This window comes from Neobacillus drentensis (genome assembly GCF_036962765.1).
In the GTDB taxonomy this organism is placed as follows: Bacteria; Bacillota; Bacilli; order Bacillales; family Cytobacillaceae; genus Neobacillus; species Neobacillus drentensis_C.
The window spans coordinates 33,352-51,725 of sequence record NZ_JBALOS010000040.1; the positions used below are offsets into that span (position 1 = coordinate 33,352).

General features: G+C 39.3%; 13 protein-coding genes. 2 read left to right on the forward strand and 11 right to left on the reverse strand.

The window, feature by feature from the left end:
- Nucleotides 1–114 precede the first annotated feature (114 nt).
- Complete coding sequence (locus V7137_RS06835) at nt 115–891, forward strand: AraC family transcriptional regulator (RefSeq protein WP_335697398.1); 777 nt, start codon at nt 115–117, stop codon at nt 889–891.
- A 78-nt stretch (nt 892–969) separates the two neighbouring features.
- Here the strand turns inward: V7137_RS06835 and V7137_RS06840 are convergent, their stop codons facing one another.
- The 11 genes from V7137_RS06840 to V7137_RS06890 all read right to left on the reverse strand — a co-directional run bounded on the left by V7137_RS06840 (nt 970) and on the right by V7137_RS06890 (nt 17,046).
- Nucleotides 970–1,797 carry a carbohydrate ABC transporter permease gene (locus V7137_RS06840; protein ID WP_335697380.1) on the reverse strand — a complete coding sequence of 276 codons (828 nt, stop codon included), beginning with the start codon at nt 1,795–1,797 and terminating at the stop codon, nt 970–972.
- Between the two features lie 26 nt (nt 1,798–1,823).
- Nucleotides 1,824–3,053, reverse strand: a complete 1,230-nt coding sequence (locus tag V7137_RS06845; protein ID WP_335697399.1) for a carbohydrate ABC transporter permease — start codon at nt 3,051–3,053, stop codon at nt 1,824–1,826.
- Between the two features lie 207 nt (nt 3,054–3,260).
- Entirely contained in the window at nt 3,261–4,574 is a 1,314-nt protein-coding gene (locus V7137_RS06850) for an ABC transporter substrate-binding protein (protein ID WP_335697381.1), read from the reverse strand.
- 11 nt (nt 4,575–4,585) lie between these two features.
- Nucleotides 4,586–5,599, reverse strand: coding sequence for a LacI family DNA-binding transcriptional regulator (locus V7137_RS06855; protein WP_335697382.1), 1,014 nt, complete (start codon nt 5,597–5,599; stop codon nt 4,586–4,588).
- 313 nt (nt 5,600–5,912) lie between these two features.
- Complete coding sequence (locus V7137_RS06860; protein ID WP_335697383.1) at nt 5,913–7,025, reverse strand: Gfo/Idh/MocA family protein; 1,113 nt, start codon at nt 7,023–7,025, stop codon at nt 5,913–5,915.
- 31 nt (nt 7,026–7,056) lie between these two features.
- Nucleotides 7,057–8,043 carry a carbohydrate kinase family protein gene (locus V7137_RS06865; RefSeq protein ID WP_335697384.1) on the reverse strand — a complete coding sequence of 329 codons (987 nt, stop codon included), beginning with the start codon at nt 8,041–8,043 and terminating at the stop codon, nt 7,057–7,059.
- A 163-nt stretch (nt 8,044–8,206) separates the two neighbouring features.
- Nucleotides 8,207–11,998: a GH32 C-terminal domain-containing protein gene (locus tag V7137_RS06870; protein ID WP_335697385.1), complete on the reverse strand. Its 3,792-nt coding sequence runs from the start codon at nt 11,996–11,998 to the stop codon at nt 8,207–8,209.
- 7 nt (nt 11,999–12,005) lie between these two features.
- Entirely contained in the window at nt 12,006–13,490 is a 1,485-nt protein-coding gene (locus tag V7137_RS06875) for a glycoside hydrolase family 32 protein (protein WP_335697386.1), read from the reverse strand.
- Nucleotides 13,491–13,575: 85 nt separating this feature from the next.
- A complete protein-coding gene (locus V7137_RS06880; RefSeq protein WP_335697387.1) occupies nt 13,576–15,189 on the reverse strand; it encodes an ABC transporter substrate-binding protein in 1,614 nt (537 codons plus the stop codon).
- Between the two features lie 62 nt (nt 15,190–15,251).
- Nucleotides 15,252–16,133 carry a carbohydrate ABC transporter permease gene (locus V7137_RS06885; protein WP_335384566.1) on the reverse strand — a complete coding sequence of 294 codons (882 nt, stop codon included), beginning with the start codon at nt 16,131–16,133 and terminating at the stop codon, nt 15,252–15,254.
- A 19-nt stretch (nt 16,134–16,152) separates the two neighbouring features.
- Nucleotides 16,153–17,046 (reverse strand): ABC transporter permease, encoded by an 894-nt coding sequence (locus V7137_RS06890; RefSeq protein WP_335697400.1) that lies wholly within the window; start codon nt 17,044–17,046, stop codon nt 16,153–16,155.
- A 303-nt stretch (nt 17,047–17,349) separates the two neighbouring features.
- Here V7137_RS06890 and V7137_RS06895 point away from each other — a divergent pair, with 303 nt between their 5' ends.
- Entirely contained in the window at nt 17,350–18,258 is a 909-nt protein-coding gene (locus V7137_RS06895; protein ID WP_335697388.1) for a nuclease-related domain-containing protein, read from the forward strand.
- Nucleotides 18,259–18,374 lie beyond the last annotated feature (116 nt).

Sequence of the window (18,374 nt, forward strand, 5' to 3'; positions counted from 1 at the left end):
TAATAACATTTCTTATTTAATTAAATGATATATTGTTTATCTAGGAAATAAATATAGATGATATAATTAAAACATCTACAATTTTGCTATTATGTTTTGGAACAGAGGATGATTATGACAACAAAAATATTTTTTTGCGGCTATTCTTATCACACAAATGGGTATCATTCCCAATATAAAACCGGTTATCCGGCCTATCTATTCCGCCTGCAAACGGAAGGTCTCTGCGAAGTTGTGGTAAAGGGCAGAAAAAATGAGCTTAAGAAAGGAGACCTCCTGTTCATTAAACCAGGGGACCATTATGAACTGCTGGTAAAGGAAGGCCAAAATAGCGGTGACTATCACTTGGGCTGCGAAGGCGCATGGATCGACGAATGGTGGAGCCGATCCGAAAAGCCAGCTGTCTCCCGAATCGACCTTGATGAAAAACTGCTTAATTTATGGCGCCATATCATGATTGAAAAGCGCCGGCCATCATCCAGCCAAAACGAAGAGCTCACCGGCTATTTACTGCAAGCATTATGTATATCTCTGGAAAGAGCCGTCAACGAAACGGTCCCTTCTTCCCATCACCCGTATACGGTTACACGGATGATGCGCTATATTGAAGAACATGCCACGCGCGCCTTCAAAGTGGAGGATGTGGCTGGGCATGCCGGCCTCAGCGTCTCCAGGTCGGTTCATTTATTCAAAAGCAGCGTCGGGAAAACGATGATGGAGTATGCGCAGGAAATCCGCTTATCTGCTGCAATCGAACGAATGAAATACACGACGATGACGCTTGAGCAGATTGCCGTTGAATGTGGATTCGGAACCTACCCATATTTTCACAAAGTATTTAAAAAGAAGTATGGCCAGGCTCCAGGATCTTATAGGCGTCAAGAATACTAGATTAAGTGATACTCCAAAAACAGCCTATGTAAACAAGTAGTGACTTAAATTCCAAACATTTTTGTATGCCTGTACCTATTATTCTTTTACTGATCCTGAGGTTAAGCCCGAAACTATCCTCCGTTGGAAAATTAAAACCATAATAACGAGAGGAACACTTACAACTACTGTTGCGGCAGCAATTTCACCCCATGGGATGGTAAATTGCCCTTGGAACATCGCTATTCCAATCGGTACTGTCTTAAACTTTTCATCTGTATTGATGGTAAGGGCAAAAAAGAACTCGTTCCATGCTGCTATAAAGACAAGGATGGCAGTGGTAAATATTCCAGGAACCGCAAGCGGCATAATGACTTTCCAGTAGGTTTGCATTAAGGAAGCCCCGTCTATTTTTGCCGCCTCTTCAAGATCCAAAGGAATTTTACGGAAAAACGTTACCAGGATCCAGATCGAGAGCGGAAGGGTAAATGTTGTATAAGGGATAATCAATCCTAAATATGAATTGGTAAGCCCAAGATTCTTCAAGAAGATAAAAATAGGTGTTATCGTCGCAATTTGCGGAAACATGGAAACTGATAACACAATTCCAAGAATGAATGTTTTTCCTTTAAAATTAAGTCTGGCAATGGCATAGGCAGCAAACGAAGCAACACAAACCGTATACACAGTCGTGATGGTAGCAACAACCGTACTATTCCACAAATATCGTAAAAACGGATGATCAACAAAAACTGAGACATAATTCTCCAATGTTGGATGTGTGGTATATGGAGTAAATGCCTTGTCCCCAAACAATTCTGTCGCCGGTTTTATCGAACTGATTAGCATCCATAGGAATGGAAACATGACAACAAATACAAACACTACGAGAAACACATAGAAGAATGGACTAGCTTTTTTCTGCATATTTAACTTCCTCCCTTAATATATCCCTATCTGTCATTAAGCAGGTCTCTGCCCAAAAACTTGATATAAATCATTGAAATGATCGCAACGCAGATAAACACAATGACAGAGAGAGCCGATCCATCACCAAAATTCGTCTGATTGAACATCACTTTATAAGCGAGGATTGAAATGGTTTCCGTTGAATTAGCAGGCCCACCGCCGGTAAGAACGTAAATTAAGTCGAAAACACGGAATGCATCAAGAGTTCTAAAAAGTAGTGCAACAAGTATACTTGACTTTAATAACGGTAAAGTAATTTTCATAAATTGTTTCCATTTGCCAGCGCCATCAATAGCAGCTGCTTCATATAGGGAATCGGGAATGGTTTGAAGCCCTGCCAATAACAGCAATGACATATACGGAGTGGTTTTCCAAACATCAGAAAAAATGACCGAAAACATCGCACCCGTATCGGTTACAAGCAGTTTCTCCATGTTATCAACCAGCCCGATATTTTCAAAGATTTTGGCTACAATCCCATTTTGTCCATCATATAAAAACTTCCACATTAAGGCAGACACAGCCGTTGGAATGGCCCACGGAATCAGAATGCTTGCCCTGATAAGCCCTCGGCCAAAGAAAGCTTTATTGATTAACAGGGCAATGGCTAATCCTAAAACCAGCTCGACAAAGACGGAGATGATCGTAAATGTAGTAGTATTTCCGATGGCCTTCCACATTCTGCTAGCTGATAAATTATCTTTATAATGTTGCAAACCGATAAAATTAGGTTGAATAAGCGCATCTCCATATCCTGTGGCTAAACCAAGGAGTTTCTTTTCTTGAGAGAACTTAACATTGACGGACAATTTCTTCATTTTATTATTAATAATTTCAGAAGTATTTTCATATTCTTTAGCCATTTTTCTATCAATTTTTGCAATGCTCAGCTCAGAGTCCACCTGTTCAAAATTCATTAACTTATCGTTTACGGAATCATATTTTGTGCTGATCTCAGATCTGTTGCGAATCTTCTTATCTAATGATTGCAGTTTGTCTTTTATGGATTGAAGCTCCTCGGCGCCATTTCCACTTTTAATTTCGTTGTCAATGGTTCCAATTAAAAACGGATAGTTATTCAGATATCGTTCTAGATCGAGATTATAACTTAAATGGACTTCCGATTTAGTGGGATTGTTTAATCTTAAATCAAACAAACTGAAATAAAAGGATTGCAAAACTGGCCAAATGGCAATGAGGAAGATTAAAATCATAGCAGGTGCCACAAGATAATACCCGGCTGTTTTCTCAGTAAAGAGTTTTTTTCTTTTCTTTTTCGGGGTAATAGAATTATTTCTAACCGATGCTTTATGATTATCTGTTTCTATTTTTAGGGCACTATTTTTCACGTTAACCCCTCCTTTTTTAGGGATTTAAACGGATTAGCCCCCAAGGAGAAGGCTAATCCTAGCTTTTAAATATTATTTATTAAGGGCTGCCTTCATTTCTTTTTCCATATTTTGAGCCGCTTGTTCAACGGTTTGTTCCCCTGCAATTGCTTTTGAAACATTAATTTGAATAATCTCTGAAATTTCAGGATAATTCGGAGCTACTGGGCGAGAAATCGCTGCACTTAAACCAGCTACGAAGCCTTTATCAGCAAAAGTTGGGTTCGCTTTAAGAATCTCTTGATCTTCGTACAACTTTGTAATAGTTGGAGCATGACCGCCGTAAATTGCATCAATCTTTTGACCATCAGCACCTGCCATGAACTTTAAGAATTCCCATGCTTCCTTCGGATGCTTGGAATACTTATTGATACCTGCCATCCAACCGCCTAGTGCCGCCGCAGATCCTTTATCACCTGCTGGAAGTGGTGCTACACCGACTTGGCCAACAATTTTAGATTTTTCTTTGTCATTTGCACTTGCATATTCATATGGCCAGTTGCGCAAGAATACGGTTTGGCCTTCAATAAAGGCTTGGTCTGACTCTATTTCTGTAAATGTTGTGACGTTGCCAGGAACTACATCAGACTTGGCAATTTCGACCATTTTCTTCAATCCCTTGATGGCTTCAGGACTATTCACGGCTACTTTACCATCTTTATCGATAAAAGCTCCACCATAGGAGGCGACAAATTCTACAGCGTTACACACAAGTCCTTCATACTGCTTCAATTGGAAAACATATCCAAATTTCGTATTACCTTGTCCTTTCTTTGCCTTAGCTTGTGCCAATAGCTCATCCCATGTTTTTGGTATTTCATTTGGTTTAACTAAATCTTTTCGATAGTATAATAGACCAGCATCGACAAATTTAGGAAGGGCCCATTGTTTTCCGTTAAATTGTGCAGCACCTAAAGCACCTTGGTTATATTCACTTAAATCAACGCCATCCTGCTGAATGAAACGGTCAAGTGGAAGAACATAGCCAGCCTGGGCAAATTCAGCAGGCCAAATGACGTCCATATCAATAACATCGATTTCTGAAGATTTCGCATTAAAAGCCGTGATATACGCATCATGCTGCTGCCCGGTATCGGAAGGCATTTCCCGGAACTCTACATCAATATTTGGATGTGATTTTTCAAATGCTTCCACCATCTTTTCTGTTCCCTTTGTTACATCCTTCCCGCGCGCATATACGATTTTTACTTTTTCCTCAGTTGATGTCTTCGGTTTATCACCAGCTGGCTTTTCCTTTGTACTGGATTGATCAGAGCTACAGGCAGCAAGGGCCAATGATAAGGTAGCAAATACGGCTAAAAGTTTTGCTTTTTTTGACTTTTTCATATAAATTCCCCCTATTTTGAAATCGATTTCAATTTTGACATGGTTGATTCTCTAATTACCAAATCATAGGGTAATAGAATCTCTTGGTGCTTAGCATCTTCCTTAAAGGAAATGAGATCAATCATTACTTCCATTGCTGTCTTACCTAATTCTTCAATTGGTTGTCCAATTGTTGTCAGAGAAGGCTCTACTACCCTGGCAATTGGTTGATCATCAAATCCGATGATGGCGATATCATCCGGCACTCTTTTACCAAGTGCCTTTGCTGCCATGATCATTCCTGCTGCAACCTGATCACTGCCTGTAAAAACAGCAGTAGGTGCTTCTTTCAAATTCAAAATCGTCCTTAATACCCTTTTACCGTCTTCCATGTCGAATACGTTAGAAAAAATCCAGTCCTTATGAGCCTTAAGTCCGTATTCTGTAAGAGCTTTTAAGTACCCAGCATGTCTATCCTTTGCCAGATTACTTTTATCGCCGCAGGTACAGGCAATTCTTTCATGGCCTTGTTCAATCAAATGCCGTGTCCCTATGTAGCTGGCCTCAAATTGATCCATCCGGATGATTGGCACCTTTGTATCTCTTTCATATTCATTGCATAAAACCATGGGGCCAAACGCTGAAAATGGCTCAATTAGTTTCCACTCGTTTTCATAGGAAGTTAAGATGAGACCATCTACTTGCTTTGTTCTTAATAGCTCCAGAAAATCCAGTTCCTTTTGTTTGCTATATCTCGTTTGGCAAATAAGTAACTGAAGATGGTTCTTCGTTGCTACCATATCCATTGCTTCCAGCAAGTAAGCGAAAAATGGATTTGTTAGGACTGGAACTAATATGGCAATAGTGTCTGTTTTTTGATTCCTCAGTCTCTGAGCAGTTGTATTTGGAACATAATTTAACGACTCCATTGCTTCGCGAACTAACCTTTTTTTGTCTTCTGTCACATTTGGGTGATTGTTAAGCACCCTTGAGACGGTAGCCCTTGAAAGCCCTGCTCTTTTAGCTACATCGGCAATCGTTGCCAAACAAAATCCCCCCCTTTCCCTCCTTTACAAAAGTCAACAGTTCTTGTAATCGATTTCAGAAAACGGTTACATTCCTACTTTAATAGATTTAAAACATAAATTCAATATTTTTTCAGAAAAATCGGAGAATTCAAAAAAATTTAGGGACTCTAAATATTTTGGAAGATGAGGGGAATTTTTCCACTAAAATAAATTAACCCCCTTGATGCTTGATAGATCAAGAGGGTATTAACCAAGCTTGTGGTGAGCAAGTAGACGGTTAGGGAAAAATTTTATCTGAATAAACTTTTTCCTCTCGTATTTTCCAATCAACTTACACTATTTTCATTTCTTCAAGTACTGTATCTTCATAGGCATGTTTTTCTCCACTAAGTATATCTTGAACTCTGACTGGCTTGCCTATCGTTGCCGATTCAAGTGCTGCAAACACAACTCCAAGTGCTTCCAGCCCTCGTTCTGCACTTGAAATTGGCAGCTTACTTTCAGTAATGGCTTCCCATAATTCCACATAGGAATGGGCGAATGGATGTTCCACGATACCTGGTGCATAACGTTCAATTAATTCCGGCAACAGAATTTTTTTCCCATCCGCAAGAGTTACGTGCTGTCCCGGGCGCAGGCATCCCTTACTTCCATAAATCCATGCACCTCCGGTCTTTTCACCATGAGTCGATGTTGCACACATCCAATTTCCGAGTCCGCCGTTGGTATATTTGAAAACTGTAACTGCCGTATCTTCTCCGGTAGGTTTAATGGACACATACCCATTACTTAATTCTTTTTCAAAAATTTCCGTATAGGCAAAAACCTCATCAATCGAACCATTAATCTCAGTAAAAAAGTGAGTTCGATGAACTCCATGATCATTAATCCAGCCCGCCCCTGCTTGACCTTTCATATGCCGCCATGGAGTACCCGCAAAAAATCCGCGATTCAATGTAACAGTGGCATAATCCAAAATTAAAGAAATTGAACCTATTACACCATCTTTTATTGCCTTCACCATGGCCACATTTTCTGCCCCTAAAACACTTGGTTCAGATAAGGTTATGACTTTATTAAACTTCTTCGCATCAGCAATCATTTTCCACCCAAAAGACGGAGAAATCGCCAGCGGCTTTTGCATTTGTACATGGACCCCTGCAGCAAAGCAATCTTCAGCCACTGTATGATGCAAATCATGATTGATCAGGACGGATACAGCATCTAATTGTTCTTTCTCTACCATTACACGATAATCCGTATAGACTGCAGGGCGTTTCCCTAATCGCTTTGCCACCGCTGAAGCAAACTGTTCAGCTCTTTCATGTTGAATGTCACAAACCGCTGACAATTCAAATGTTTCCAGTCCTTTTCTTTTTAACTCTTCCAATCCTTCCACATGTGCAATCGAAATAACACCACAACCGATAAAGCCTAGTTTCATGATCTCACTCCTCTTAAAGAATTTGACTATCTTAAAGACTATTAATCCGAGTATTATGAAAACTATTTACTTCCTCTTGGGTTGGTAAAGCCGAAATTGCCCCTACTTTCGTACAGACCCTCGCGCCCACTTTATTACTAAAGAAAATAATTTGTTTAAGCTGTTCGAAGTCTTCCAACACACTTTTAGGTTCTTTTTCTCCAGCTAACTGATAAAGCGTTGCGCCTACGAACGCATCCCCGGCACCGGTAGAATCGATTGATGCAACCTCAATACTAGGAACGGTGTCAATCTGTTGGCCATTTGAGATCAATGTTCCTTTTTTCCCTAACGTAACGGCTGCTGCTTTTGCCCCTATTTGATGAAGGGCAGCAATTCCTTCTGTTAAAACATCTGCTCCAGTGATAATCTTTAATTCCTCATCACTGACTTTGACAAAATCAGCGATCGCGATTCCCTTTTTCGTCAGGTCTATAAAATGGTCATTTCTGCCCTTCCAAAGGTCATGTCTAAAGTTAGGGTCAAACGAGATAAATTTTCCTTCATCCCTGGCTGCCTGCATCATATTTAAATAAGTGGTTCGAAATGGGTCAACCAATAAAGCGGTCGCTGAACCAAAGTGAAGTATCTTGGATTTCATTATTCTTTGTTTATCAAGATCGTTTTCCGTTAAGAAGGCATCTGCACCACGGTTAAACACAAAATCTCTTTCCCCATTTGCCTTTAGCGAAACAAAAGCCAATGTTGTTTGATGCTCATCATCGAATATAAGCATGGAGGTATCAACATTCACTTCATCCAATGTTTTCTTTAAAAAATGCCCAAACGGGTCATTTCCCACTTTGCCGCAGAAAGAAGCTCTGCCCCCCAATTTCACAATCGCTGCACAAACATTGGCAGGTGCTCCCCCTGCCTGTTTTTCAAACCTTCGACCTTCGACTAAGTCAATATCCACATCTGTACAGAAAAAATCAATTAACAATTCTCCGATACAAATGACTGATGAATTAATATACATTTACATTCATCCATCCTTTTCTAATTATTTGATTAAAATATATCTCTTTAAAAACAAAGCTCTAACCCGATATGTTCGATTAGAGCTTTGGATAATAATAAAATTACTTTTTCCGAATAGCATCCAACTCTGTTACGGTTAATAAAGACACTTTTTACCTTTTTTATTTTATATTAGACGAAAGTGTCCACTGCTGACGCTCTTGATCCAGATTCACATCATTAAGAATCAAATTTCCCTCTTCCGATATTTCGAGTGCCTTGCCATTATGGACTGAAGTGATTCTTACAGTTCCATTATCATTTTTGGTAATAAGCCAGCGTTGATTGTTATAGCCAAGATAGTTGTACAGCTGAAGTTTATTTTTCCCTGTATCCAGATCAAGCGCTTTGCCGCCATCTGTACGTATGGAATAAGAACCATGCTGATCACCTGTTGGCATCAAAGTCCAGTTTGTAGCTTTGTCTGCATCAGCTACAATCACAGGCTCACCGTTTTGAGAATTAGCAGTATAAATCGCTTTCCCTGTTGGTGCATTCGTTAAGCTTGTTACGGTTAAGTTTGCTTTTGAAACATTACTGACATTCACATTCTGATAGTATGCTTGACCACCAAATACATTTAATCCAAAATGGCCTTCTGCAAAGGATCCATCCTGTAAATCCATGATTTTCTGACCATCAATATAAATCTGGATGTGAGGACCTTTCGCTTCGATTTTCACCTTATACGTCTTTCCTGGTTGTATAAAGGCAGGAACTTTCCCAATTACCATACGTTCCTCAAAGCCGCCGTCCATTTTGTAAAAAAGACGGAATGCCTTCATATTCGGATCAAGATTGAAGTAATAGCCGCTTCTTCCATCCTCATTTGCCCGGAACAAAATAGAACCTGCTCCTCCTTCTTGTCCCAGCATCATATCTGCTTCGTAAGTAAAGTCTCCTGCAATTTCCTTGGCTATATAGTTTGCATCACTTGTATGCGTACCACGGATTCCATTTTCCGTAATTGTCCATTTGGAGGCAGAAAGATCTGATTTCCATCCAGTCAGATTCGAATAGAATTCACCATCATACACACTTACAACTACACTTGCTGAAGCTTTTCCATTTGGTGTAGATGCTGTAATAATCGCTTCTCCTTTGCTTCCTGATTTAAGTACTGCTTCGGAGCTAGTAGATGAGTCAACCTTCACTACATCCGAATCACTAGATTTCCATATTATTGGCTGGGCTCCCTTTCCTGTTCCATTCGCCACGGAAGCATGCAAGGATAGAGCATCGCCAATATTCATCTCTCTTTGATTTGTATCCATTACAATTCTTGTTTCCTCATCCGCGTTTTGGTTCCAAGTGTCGGCAAGAGAATGAACTTTTAATGATACAAGATTCACTTCGCCACCCTTGGTGTAGAAGTTCATACTGCGACTTGAAGGATCAGGGAAAATTACATCTGAAAAAACAACTTTTCCATCATTAGCAAATACTTCAATGGACGAATCATCTACAAAGATATTCATTTTGATACGTTTATTATCCGGTTTTAAAGGAGCTTCATGGAAGGTTGAAAATGATCTGGAGAAATCCATTTCTCCTGACTCAGCACGATCAACGAATATTTGATTATCTGATGTTTTGTATCCAACGACCGTTTTTTGGTCTGCTCCTTCACGAACTAGAAAACCAAATTCGTTTATTTTGCTTGCAGATGGAATTTCAATCTCTGCTTCTATTTCAAAGGCTCCTGAAGAGATACCTTTTAACAAGTTTGAAGCATTAGATTGATTTACTATTTTGTTCTGTGTTTGGAATATGGTACTGCGGATCGACTGTAGTTCCTTAATTGGAGATTGTGCAAGTCTTATCCCTTGATCTGTTTTCTCCAATCTAACTTCTCTCGGAATCGTCAGTTCTCCCTTCCAGCCCGTAGTTGGAAAAGCGAATGGATAATCCCAGTTGGTCATCCATGCCATCATTACTCGGCGGTTATCCGGCATATTGGAGAAGGACATAGATGCGTAAAACTCCTTACCGTAATCCGTTTTCAGTACTTTACCAGCTGGGTTGTCATTGACGAATTTACCATCAGGTGTCAAATGTCCTACAAAATACTCCGCATCTGACCCTATTGTCTTTGGATTTGCTCCTGTGCTAATCATCAAAACCCATTTTTTCTCTCCTGAACCGTCTACCTGAAGTTCGAAGAGATCAGGGCATTCCCATACACCGCCGCGTACATAATTTCCATAACCAAAATTGTCAGTAAGCTTCCAATCAATTAGGTTAGTAGAAGTAAAGAAGCGAATATGATCTCCTCCGGATACAACCATTATCCACCGATTGTTCGCATCATCTCGGACTACTTTAGGATCACGGAAGTCCCAGCCGCCTGGATCTTCTCCATTCCTGCCCGGATTCTCGATGACAATTGGCCTCTCCGTTGAAAATTTCCAAGTACGGCCCTGATCAATACTGTAGGCAAGACCAATACGCTGATTACCATTAGGTCCATCTGGATTAAAGGAAGTATAGTACGCAATCAGCCCTTTACCACCAGAATTAGCGAATAAGCCGGAAGCATTATTCAGATCTGCTACAGCTGAACCAGACCAAACATGCCCATGATCATTCCACGGCAAAGCAATAGGAAGGCGTTTCCAATTCACCAAATCCTTACTAACTGCATGAGCCCAAGTCCCCCCATCTTGATGGAACAAATGATACTCGCCTTCGAAGTAGACTAGACCATTCGGATCACTTACAGAGCCGCGAGCTGGAGTATAATGATAATCTGGTCTATATTTTTCCTTGTAATAGCTGGATTTTGGAACAAGATATACATCCTGGAAGTAAGCAGAACCTGATGTTACGTTTAATCCGGCAAATCCAGTTCTGCAGCTCATATCCGTCACCTTTACGGCTGCCTCAGAATATCCATCAACATAAAGTTCGATTTGATTGCCGTTTGCAATAATTTCAAGATGGTGTTTGGTACCTTCTTGGGTTTTATAGGTGCGGTTCGATGTTTTGAGCACAGTACCATCGGCCTTCTTTAATTGCGCTTTGACAGTGCTCCCTTCTTTAATAAGCGCAGCCAGGTAACCTGTTGTTCCTTGTTCATTTGTACGAAATGCAAGTGCTGCTTCCGATGAATTTTGATCAAAAGAAACATTGCCTTCAAGGACAAAATCACTTGTACTCTTATTGAAAATTTCCATGGTTTTCATACCATCCACAGCAATCCCCTTTAAACCTTTGATGGCAGGTTCCCAGCTTCCTTCCTTATATAGGGATGGACCTAAATTTGTTGAAAGTGCGCTAACTTTTACATTTTGAAACAACGCTGCTCCATCCCATACATGAAGACCAAGAAACCCCTTCTTGTATGCAGGATTGTTAACATCCATAATAGGAGCATACTTATTCTCCCAATAAACTTTGATCGTATCTTCTACCACCTTCACCTTCAGATGATAGATTTCTCCCTCTTGGAGGTTTACTTGGCGTTCCTCTTGTAATTTCCTTTCATCACGAGCATCACGAAGACGAATGATTCCCGCATTTGGAACGATTTGCAGCATATAGGAGTCCCAGCCATCTTCACTAGAACGGAATACTAAGGTGGCGTCCGCATTCTTGTCTATTACTTTAACATCTGCTTCATAAATAAAATCTTCGGATATGACACTTGATATAGCCATAACATTCTCTTTAGGTTCTGAAGTAAGCAAAAGTCCCTGGTCTGTGTCTTTTAACATGCCTTTTCCTTTAATTTGCCAGTCTGTTAGATTAGTAATTGCTTTGGATACACTCTCAACAATAGCAGCCCCCTCCCTCGTTTCATTTGACTCGGTTGCCCAGCCTGTCGCAGGAACAACAAGAATCGTTGCCATGGAGGCTGCGATAAGTAAGGTGGACAAAAATACAGAAGTCCATTTCATAAAAGTTGGTTTCATCCTTTACCTACCCCCAGATTGAATAAAGGTCAATTAGCCCTAATGAGGAGACCTGCGTTGTTCCGTTGTTTGAGAAGAGGAGAATTTTATCATATGGCTGCTTCGGAAAGACTAAGCTTGTGCAAACTGCCTTACCATCATTGGCGAGTACTTCAATAGAGGAAGCGTCCATAAAGATCTGCAAGGTTATTTTGTCGTTCTCCATTTTCAATGCGGTTTCCTGTATTGCTGGAAATGATTCGGAGAAGCTGCTAATTCCAGCTTGCATTCGGTCAACCATTAACTTTTCAACTTCAGCATCATACTGAATCAGAACCCTTTCATTTTTACCATTTTCAAAAATAATTCCAAAGAAAGCTGCGTCCCTCTTCTCAAATTTAACAATTACTTCCATTAAGTGACTTGGCATCTCAAAAGTTATGGGGGTGCTAGATTCAATGGTTAAATCCTGAGTGACTACAGAATGATTCCGAATGGAATGAACTTCTGACACAACCTTCTGTATCAAACAAACTCCTGACTCGGTAGAAGTAAGAGATAGCTCTCTTGGCAAGGTCATCGCGCTTCTCCATCCTTCAGTAGGAACCTGGTTCGCATAACGCCAGTTGCTCATCCACCCGATGTAAATTCTTCGGCCATCTTCTGCTGGTATATCCGACCAGCTTACACCTGCATAATTATCCCGGCCAAAATCCAGCCATAGTACGGTTTCATCCGGGTTATCATTCACAAAGTTCATTCCATCAAACTCACCAATAAAGTATTGTGTTCTTGAACCTTCGCTAGATTGATTGTTATCACCAATGCTGACAAACATGACCCATTTATTATTATTATTATTATTATTATCACCATCTACCGGCAGCTTAAATAGGTCAGGGCATTCCCAAACGCCGTCATGTGACCCGGCTTTACTTCCAAATTCACTGGCAAACTCCCAATCTTTTAGATTTAGAGAGGTATAGATCGTAATGGATTGTCCAGTCGCTAATACCATCACCCATTTATTCGTTTCATCATGCCAAAACACTTTTGGATCGCGGTAATCGGTAATATTGACATCGGATAAAACTGGATTTCCATCATATTTTGTCCAGGTTCTCCCGTCGTCCTTACTGTAGGCGAGGCTTTGCCGCTGACGCGGCCGGTCGGAATCAGGATACGTATCCGCACTTGTATAAATGGCCACCAAGCCCGGTTCATCAGGAAAAAAGCCTGAAGTATTCTTCCAATCCACTACCGCACTGCCTGAGAAAATCGCTCCATGCTCATCTGGGTATAACGCGATCGGAAGGTGCTCCCAATGGATCAAATCCTTACTAATGGCATGCCCCCAATGCATTGGACCCCACGTAGTGCCAAACGGATGATATTGATAAAATAGATGGTACTCATCCTTAAAAAAGACCATACCATTTGGGTCGTTCATCCATTTCTCCTCAGGTGAAAAGTGATATTGAGGACGATGCTTTTCTTTATACTCTAGTTTCATTATTTATTTCTCCTTTAGGTTATAAATTGGAAAAGGCTGTATCTAGCAATATACTGTACAGCCTTAACCTATTTGTTTGAATCTATTATTTAGTGAACTTATCGTATCCAGATTGCTTAATCTTTAACCAATCCTGCAATCCTAATCGATCTAATTCTTTTAGATATGCATCCCATTCCTTTTCCACTTTTCCATTTTGAATCCATTCTGCTCGTTTTCTAAGCACATAAGCAAACATATCGGTTTCTATCGCAGAAAGTCTATCTAGTTCATCTTTAGAGAAAAATACTTTAGGATAAATATTTTCTGCCTGCATATCTGGAACCATAACTTTTTTCATTAAATCTAATCTCCAAGCAGCATCGTCTGGCTTAGTTGTAACTTTACCGTAATATTCATCTAATAACGCTAACGGTCCAGCAACAAACGTTTTTTGTCTTAATTCCCATGGAGATGTTCCATTTAACGGCAAATGTTTTAACATCCCTGTAGCCTCGTCTAATTCAAAAATGTTTTGTTGCTTTTCATCTCCGTAAGTGCCCCAGTTATTCTGTACAGACTGATGTGGTTCATAAAGTTGATCAATCCACTTTGCCGTTAATTCTAGGTTTTTGTTTTCACTTGTGATAACCATTTTTCCTCTATCAAAGCCCATTCCATTCGTTCTGGTTACGTTTTTATGACCATTTGGCCCTGCAAGTGCCGGCATCAGATCATATTTATCATTCATACCTGTAATATTCGATTTATCCCAAGTGAAATATAAACCATAGCGATTGTCTTTTCCTTTGGCAAGATACGTATTCCAATCTTGTTCAAAAGATTCAACATCAATTAAACCTTCTTTAAATAGCTCATTGATAAATTTAATCCCCTCTTTATACCCATTATCCGATGAGGTGAACGTAACTTTTCCATCATTAGTTACAACCGTATGATCCCAGTTTTCCCCTAGACCAAACGAACCAAATAGGAAAGCTAAGTCTTCGCCGCCAGTCTTATTAATAAATGACATTGGAATTTCATCGGCTTTTCCGTTGCCATTTGGGTCTTTGGTTTTAAAAGCAATCAACACCTGCTTTAACTCTTCTGTTGTTGTTGGCATTTTTAAGCCTAATTTATTTAACCATTCCACATTGATCCAGGGGAAATCATCCACTGAGTGAATACTTTCTTTCCCCGAACCTAGCTCCTCAATCCAAGGGAAAGAATAGATATGCCCATCTGGAGCGGTTATCATTCCTTTATATTCAGGTGCTGCCTCCAGAACTTTCTTTAGGTTTGGCATATGTTTCTCAATTAAATCTTCTACTGGAATAATCGCTCCATCTTTTGCTAGCTTTAATAAATCATAGTCACTATAAGCGGCATCAAAAATTGCATCAGGCAGACTTCCGCTAGCCATTGCTAGATTTCTTTTTTCAGCAAATGTATCCCATGTATAGTTCTTCCATTTGATATGAACACCCGTTTGTTCTTCTAAACGCTTAAAAACTAATTTTTTATTTGGATCAGCTGGGGCTAATGGTGAGCTTTGGGTCATAAAGTTTAAGGTCACTTTTTCCTTTAAAGGAAAAGAAACATCTTTTAGTTTATACTCTTTAGATGCTGTTTCACTTTTTCCGCCACTATTACTGCAGCCTGAAACTAGTAATATCGTAGCCAGTGATGCAGCCATAACTTTTTTTACATTTTTCATAAAGAATCCCCCTAAACCTTTTTTGTGTAAGCATTTACAAAATTTTATTTTTAATTAACTCATTATTTTAATGAGCCAACCATAACACCTTTTTCAAAGTACTTTTGGAAAAAAGGATACATGACCATGAGCGGCAGACTAGAAATAACAATCGATGAATATTTAATCATTTCGGAAAGCTTTTTTAGTTCAGCCATTGCCTGCTGATCACCAATCATTCCTGGACCTGTCTGATTTTGGATTAATATCGATCTCAAAACTAATTGTAATGGGTGTAAATTTGGATCTTCGAGATAGATCATCGCATCAAAATAGGAGTTCCATTGACCAACAAAAGCATACATAGCTAAAACGAAGATGATTGGTTTTGAAAGCGGCAACACGATTTTAAAGAAGATTAATAGATCCGATGCCCCATCCACCTTTGCTGCCTCATGCAATTCGTAAGGAATCCCTTTAAAATAAGTCCTTGCCAGGATAATATTCCATACATTCACGGCACCAGGTATTAAAATGGCCCAAACAGTGTTTAACATTCCTAGGTCTTTTACAACTAGGTAAGTTGGAATGAGTCCGCCACCAAAGAACATGGTTATAATAAATAGGGTCATGAAGAAATTTTTCCCGACAAAACCATTTACGGATAACGGATAGGCCGCAAAAATACAAACCACAACAGTTACAATGGCGAATCCTACTGAGTAGAGAATGGAATTGAGGAAGCCTCGCAGCATCGCATCATTGGATAAAATCAACTGATAACCTTTTAAACTCCAATCAGAAAAATTGAAAGATATCCCTTTATTTAATAGCACCGTTGGATCCATCAATGAAGCAAGTACGACGTATATTAAGGGAACTAACACGACTAGTACAGCTATGCATAGAAAGATATTATTAAAGCTTAATATGATTCGGTCTATGCGGGTGTGCTTTATATTCATCTCAAGACTCCTTTTAAAGTTAATATAGACCTTCACCTTCGTTTAATTTTTTAACGACTTTATTAACCACAATTAACAAGATTACGTTTATAACTGAATTAAATAGTCCAACAGCGGTTGAATAGGCGTAGTCACCAGCCTGTAAACCTACTTTGTAGACATAAGTTGGCAGAATTTCAGAAGCCGGTAAATTCATAGCGGTTTGCATTAAATATGCTTTTTCAAAGCCTATCGACATAATCCCTCCAGCAGCCAAAATAAATGTAACTGCCATTAACGGTTTAAGTGTCGGCAAATCAATGTGAATCATTCTTTGCAATATATTTGCACCATCAATTGTGGCAGCATTGTGCAATTCAGGATCAACATTTGCTAAAGCTGCTACATAAATAATTGATGACCAGCCTGCTGCCTGCCATATGCCAGAGATGATATAGATTGATCGGAAGTAATCAGGATTTGACATGAACATAAGCGGCTTCCCTGTTATGAAGCTAACCAACTGATTAATCGGACCTGTTGGTGATAAGAAAATAAACACCATCCCCACAATAACTACCACTGAAATAAAATTTGGTGCATAGAGTACAAGTTGAATATTCTTTTTTATGGCTGCTCTTCGTAGTTGATTAAGCATTAATGCAAGGATGATAGGGACTGGAAAACCAACTATTAAGCCAAAAAGACTGAGTTTAAGCGTATTCATAAAAATGTCAGTAAAGTTAGGTGAGGATAAGAATTTGGTGAAATTATCAAATCCGGTCCAATCGCTCCCTAAAATACCTTTGATGGTACTAAAATCTTTAAAGGCAATAATCGCACCATACATTGGGATGTATTTAAAAATGATTGCTAGAATAACAGCTGGCGCAATAAGCAAATAAAGATGATAGTTTTTCTTGATATATTCCATTTTGACTTTCAGTTTCGATGCTGCTTTCTTGTCCGCTTGGACCTGTATTGCTGGTTCTTTTTGAACATTTACTAATTCTTGCAATCTCTTAACCTCCTATCTATTGTTTATCTTGGTTTAACTTTAACAAAATAAAAAATGAGAAGAGTTTAATATATTTGGAAACAGGGGTTTAAAATTTTCGGAAGTTGAAAACGATTCCATTAAGGCCCACGAAAAAGTTAACAAAGTATTCACACATTTCTTCTGTTTATTTTTGTACGATGAAAAAGGAGTTTTAATAATTTTGAGAGGATGTGGAAGATGCCTTTTAAAGCACGAACTGTCCCAGTTGGATTAATCATGCTGCGTATTTTACACAAACGAATGAATTTTTCAGGAGAGGAGAAAAAGTATTATGTTTACCAAGAAAAAGGCTTTGCTGGTGAAGTTCAGTTTGATTTATTAACAGATAAGCTTCAGTCTGAGTGTTATATTTTAAATGATTTACTGCTGAAGGTTAATAACACCACATTCCAAATTGATACTTCGATTATTTTTCAAAAGACCCTTCACTTTTTTGAGGTAAAAAATTACGAAGGGGATTATTGTTTTCGCAACGGCCGGTTCGAAACGCTGAATGAAAAGGAAATTAAGAATTCGCTGGATCAGGTGAAACGGATTACATCCTTACTCCGCCAATTACTCCAAAAGCTCGGATATCATCATCTAACCATTGAGGGAAAGGTTGTTTTTATCAACCCCCGGTTCACCTTATACCAAGCCCCCCTAAACGAACCCATAATCTATCCAACGCAGGTAGATGCATTAATGGAAACATTAAATGTCAAACTGTCAAAATTAACTAACCAGGATAAGAAGCTTGCCGAACAACTAGTTTCATTACATCAAAAGGAATCCTCATTTATTCAAATACCGACTTATAACTATGAGCAGCTTAAAAAAGGGATAACTTGTAGAGAGTGTGGTTCGTTTTTGATGTCAGTATTGGGGATGAATGTTGTCTGTAGTGATTGCGGATGCAATGAGATAGTTGAATCTGCTGTTTTGCGGATTGTGGATGAAATCAAACTTCTTTTTCCTGATCAGAAAATAACCACCAATGTTGTGCACGAATGGTGTGTGGTAATTAAGTCTAAGAAAAGAATAAGCAGGATTCTGGAGAGAAACTTTAAGATGGTGGGTGTTCGTAATTGGACTTATTATGAGTAATCCTTAGAATCAACATGATTGACATTTTTCTTGTTCTCCTGTAGGGGTGGGCTGTCCTTCAGAGCCTTTACGATAGACATTTTTCCGGTTCCACTATAGGGTTTTGTCTTTCGGAG

Excerpts from the sequence above, each read along its gene's own strand:
- V7137_RS06835 (WP_335697398.1), top strand. The coding sequence starts at position 115 with ATGACAACAAAAATATTTTTTTGCGGCTATTCTTATCACACAAATGGG.
- V7137_RS06840 (WP_335697380.1), bottom strand. The coding sequence starts at position 1,797 with ATGCAGAAAAAAGCTAGTCCATTCTTCTATGTGTTTCTCGTAGTGTTT.
- V7137_RS06845 (WP_335697399.1), bottom strand. The coding sequence starts at position 3,053 with ATGATTTTAATCTTCCTCATTGCCATTTGGCCAGTTTTGCAATCCTTT.
- V7137_RS06850 (WP_335697381.1), bottom strand. The coding sequence starts at position 4,574 with ATGAAAAAGTCAAAAAAAGCAAAACTTTTAGCCGTATTTGCTACCTTA.
- V7137_RS06860 (WP_335697383.1), bottom strand. The coding sequence starts at position 7,025 with ATGAAACTAGGCTTTATCGGTTGTGGTGTTATTTCGATTGCACATGTG.
- V7137_RS06865 (WP_335697384.1), bottom strand. The coding sequence starts at position 8,043 with ATGTATATTAATTCATCAGTCATTTGTATCGGAGAATTGTTAATTGAT.
- V7137_RS06870 (WP_335697385.1), bottom strand. The coding sequence starts at position 11,998 with ATGAAACCAACTTTTATGAAATGGACTTCTGTATTTTTGTCCACCTTA.
- V7137_RS06875 (WP_335697386.1), bottom strand. The coding sequence starts at position 13,490 with ATGAAACTAGAGTATAAAGAAAAGCATCGTCCTCAATATCACTTTTCA.
- V7137_RS06880 (WP_335697387.1), bottom strand. The coding sequence starts at position 15,189 with ATGAAAAATGTAAAAAAAGTTATGGCTGCATCACTGGCTACGATATTA.
- V7137_RS06885 (WP_335384566.1), bottom strand. The coding sequence starts at position 16,133 with ATGAATATAAAGCACACCCGCATAGACCGAATCATATTAAGCTTTAAT.
- V7137_RS06890 (WP_335697400.1), bottom strand. The coding sequence starts at position 17,046 with ATGGAATATATCAAGAAAAACTATCATCTTTATTTGCTTATTGCGCCA.
- V7137_RS06895 (WP_335697388.1), top strand. The coding sequence starts at position 17,350 with ATGCCTTTTAAAGCACGAACTGTCCCAGTTGGATTAATCATGCTGCGT.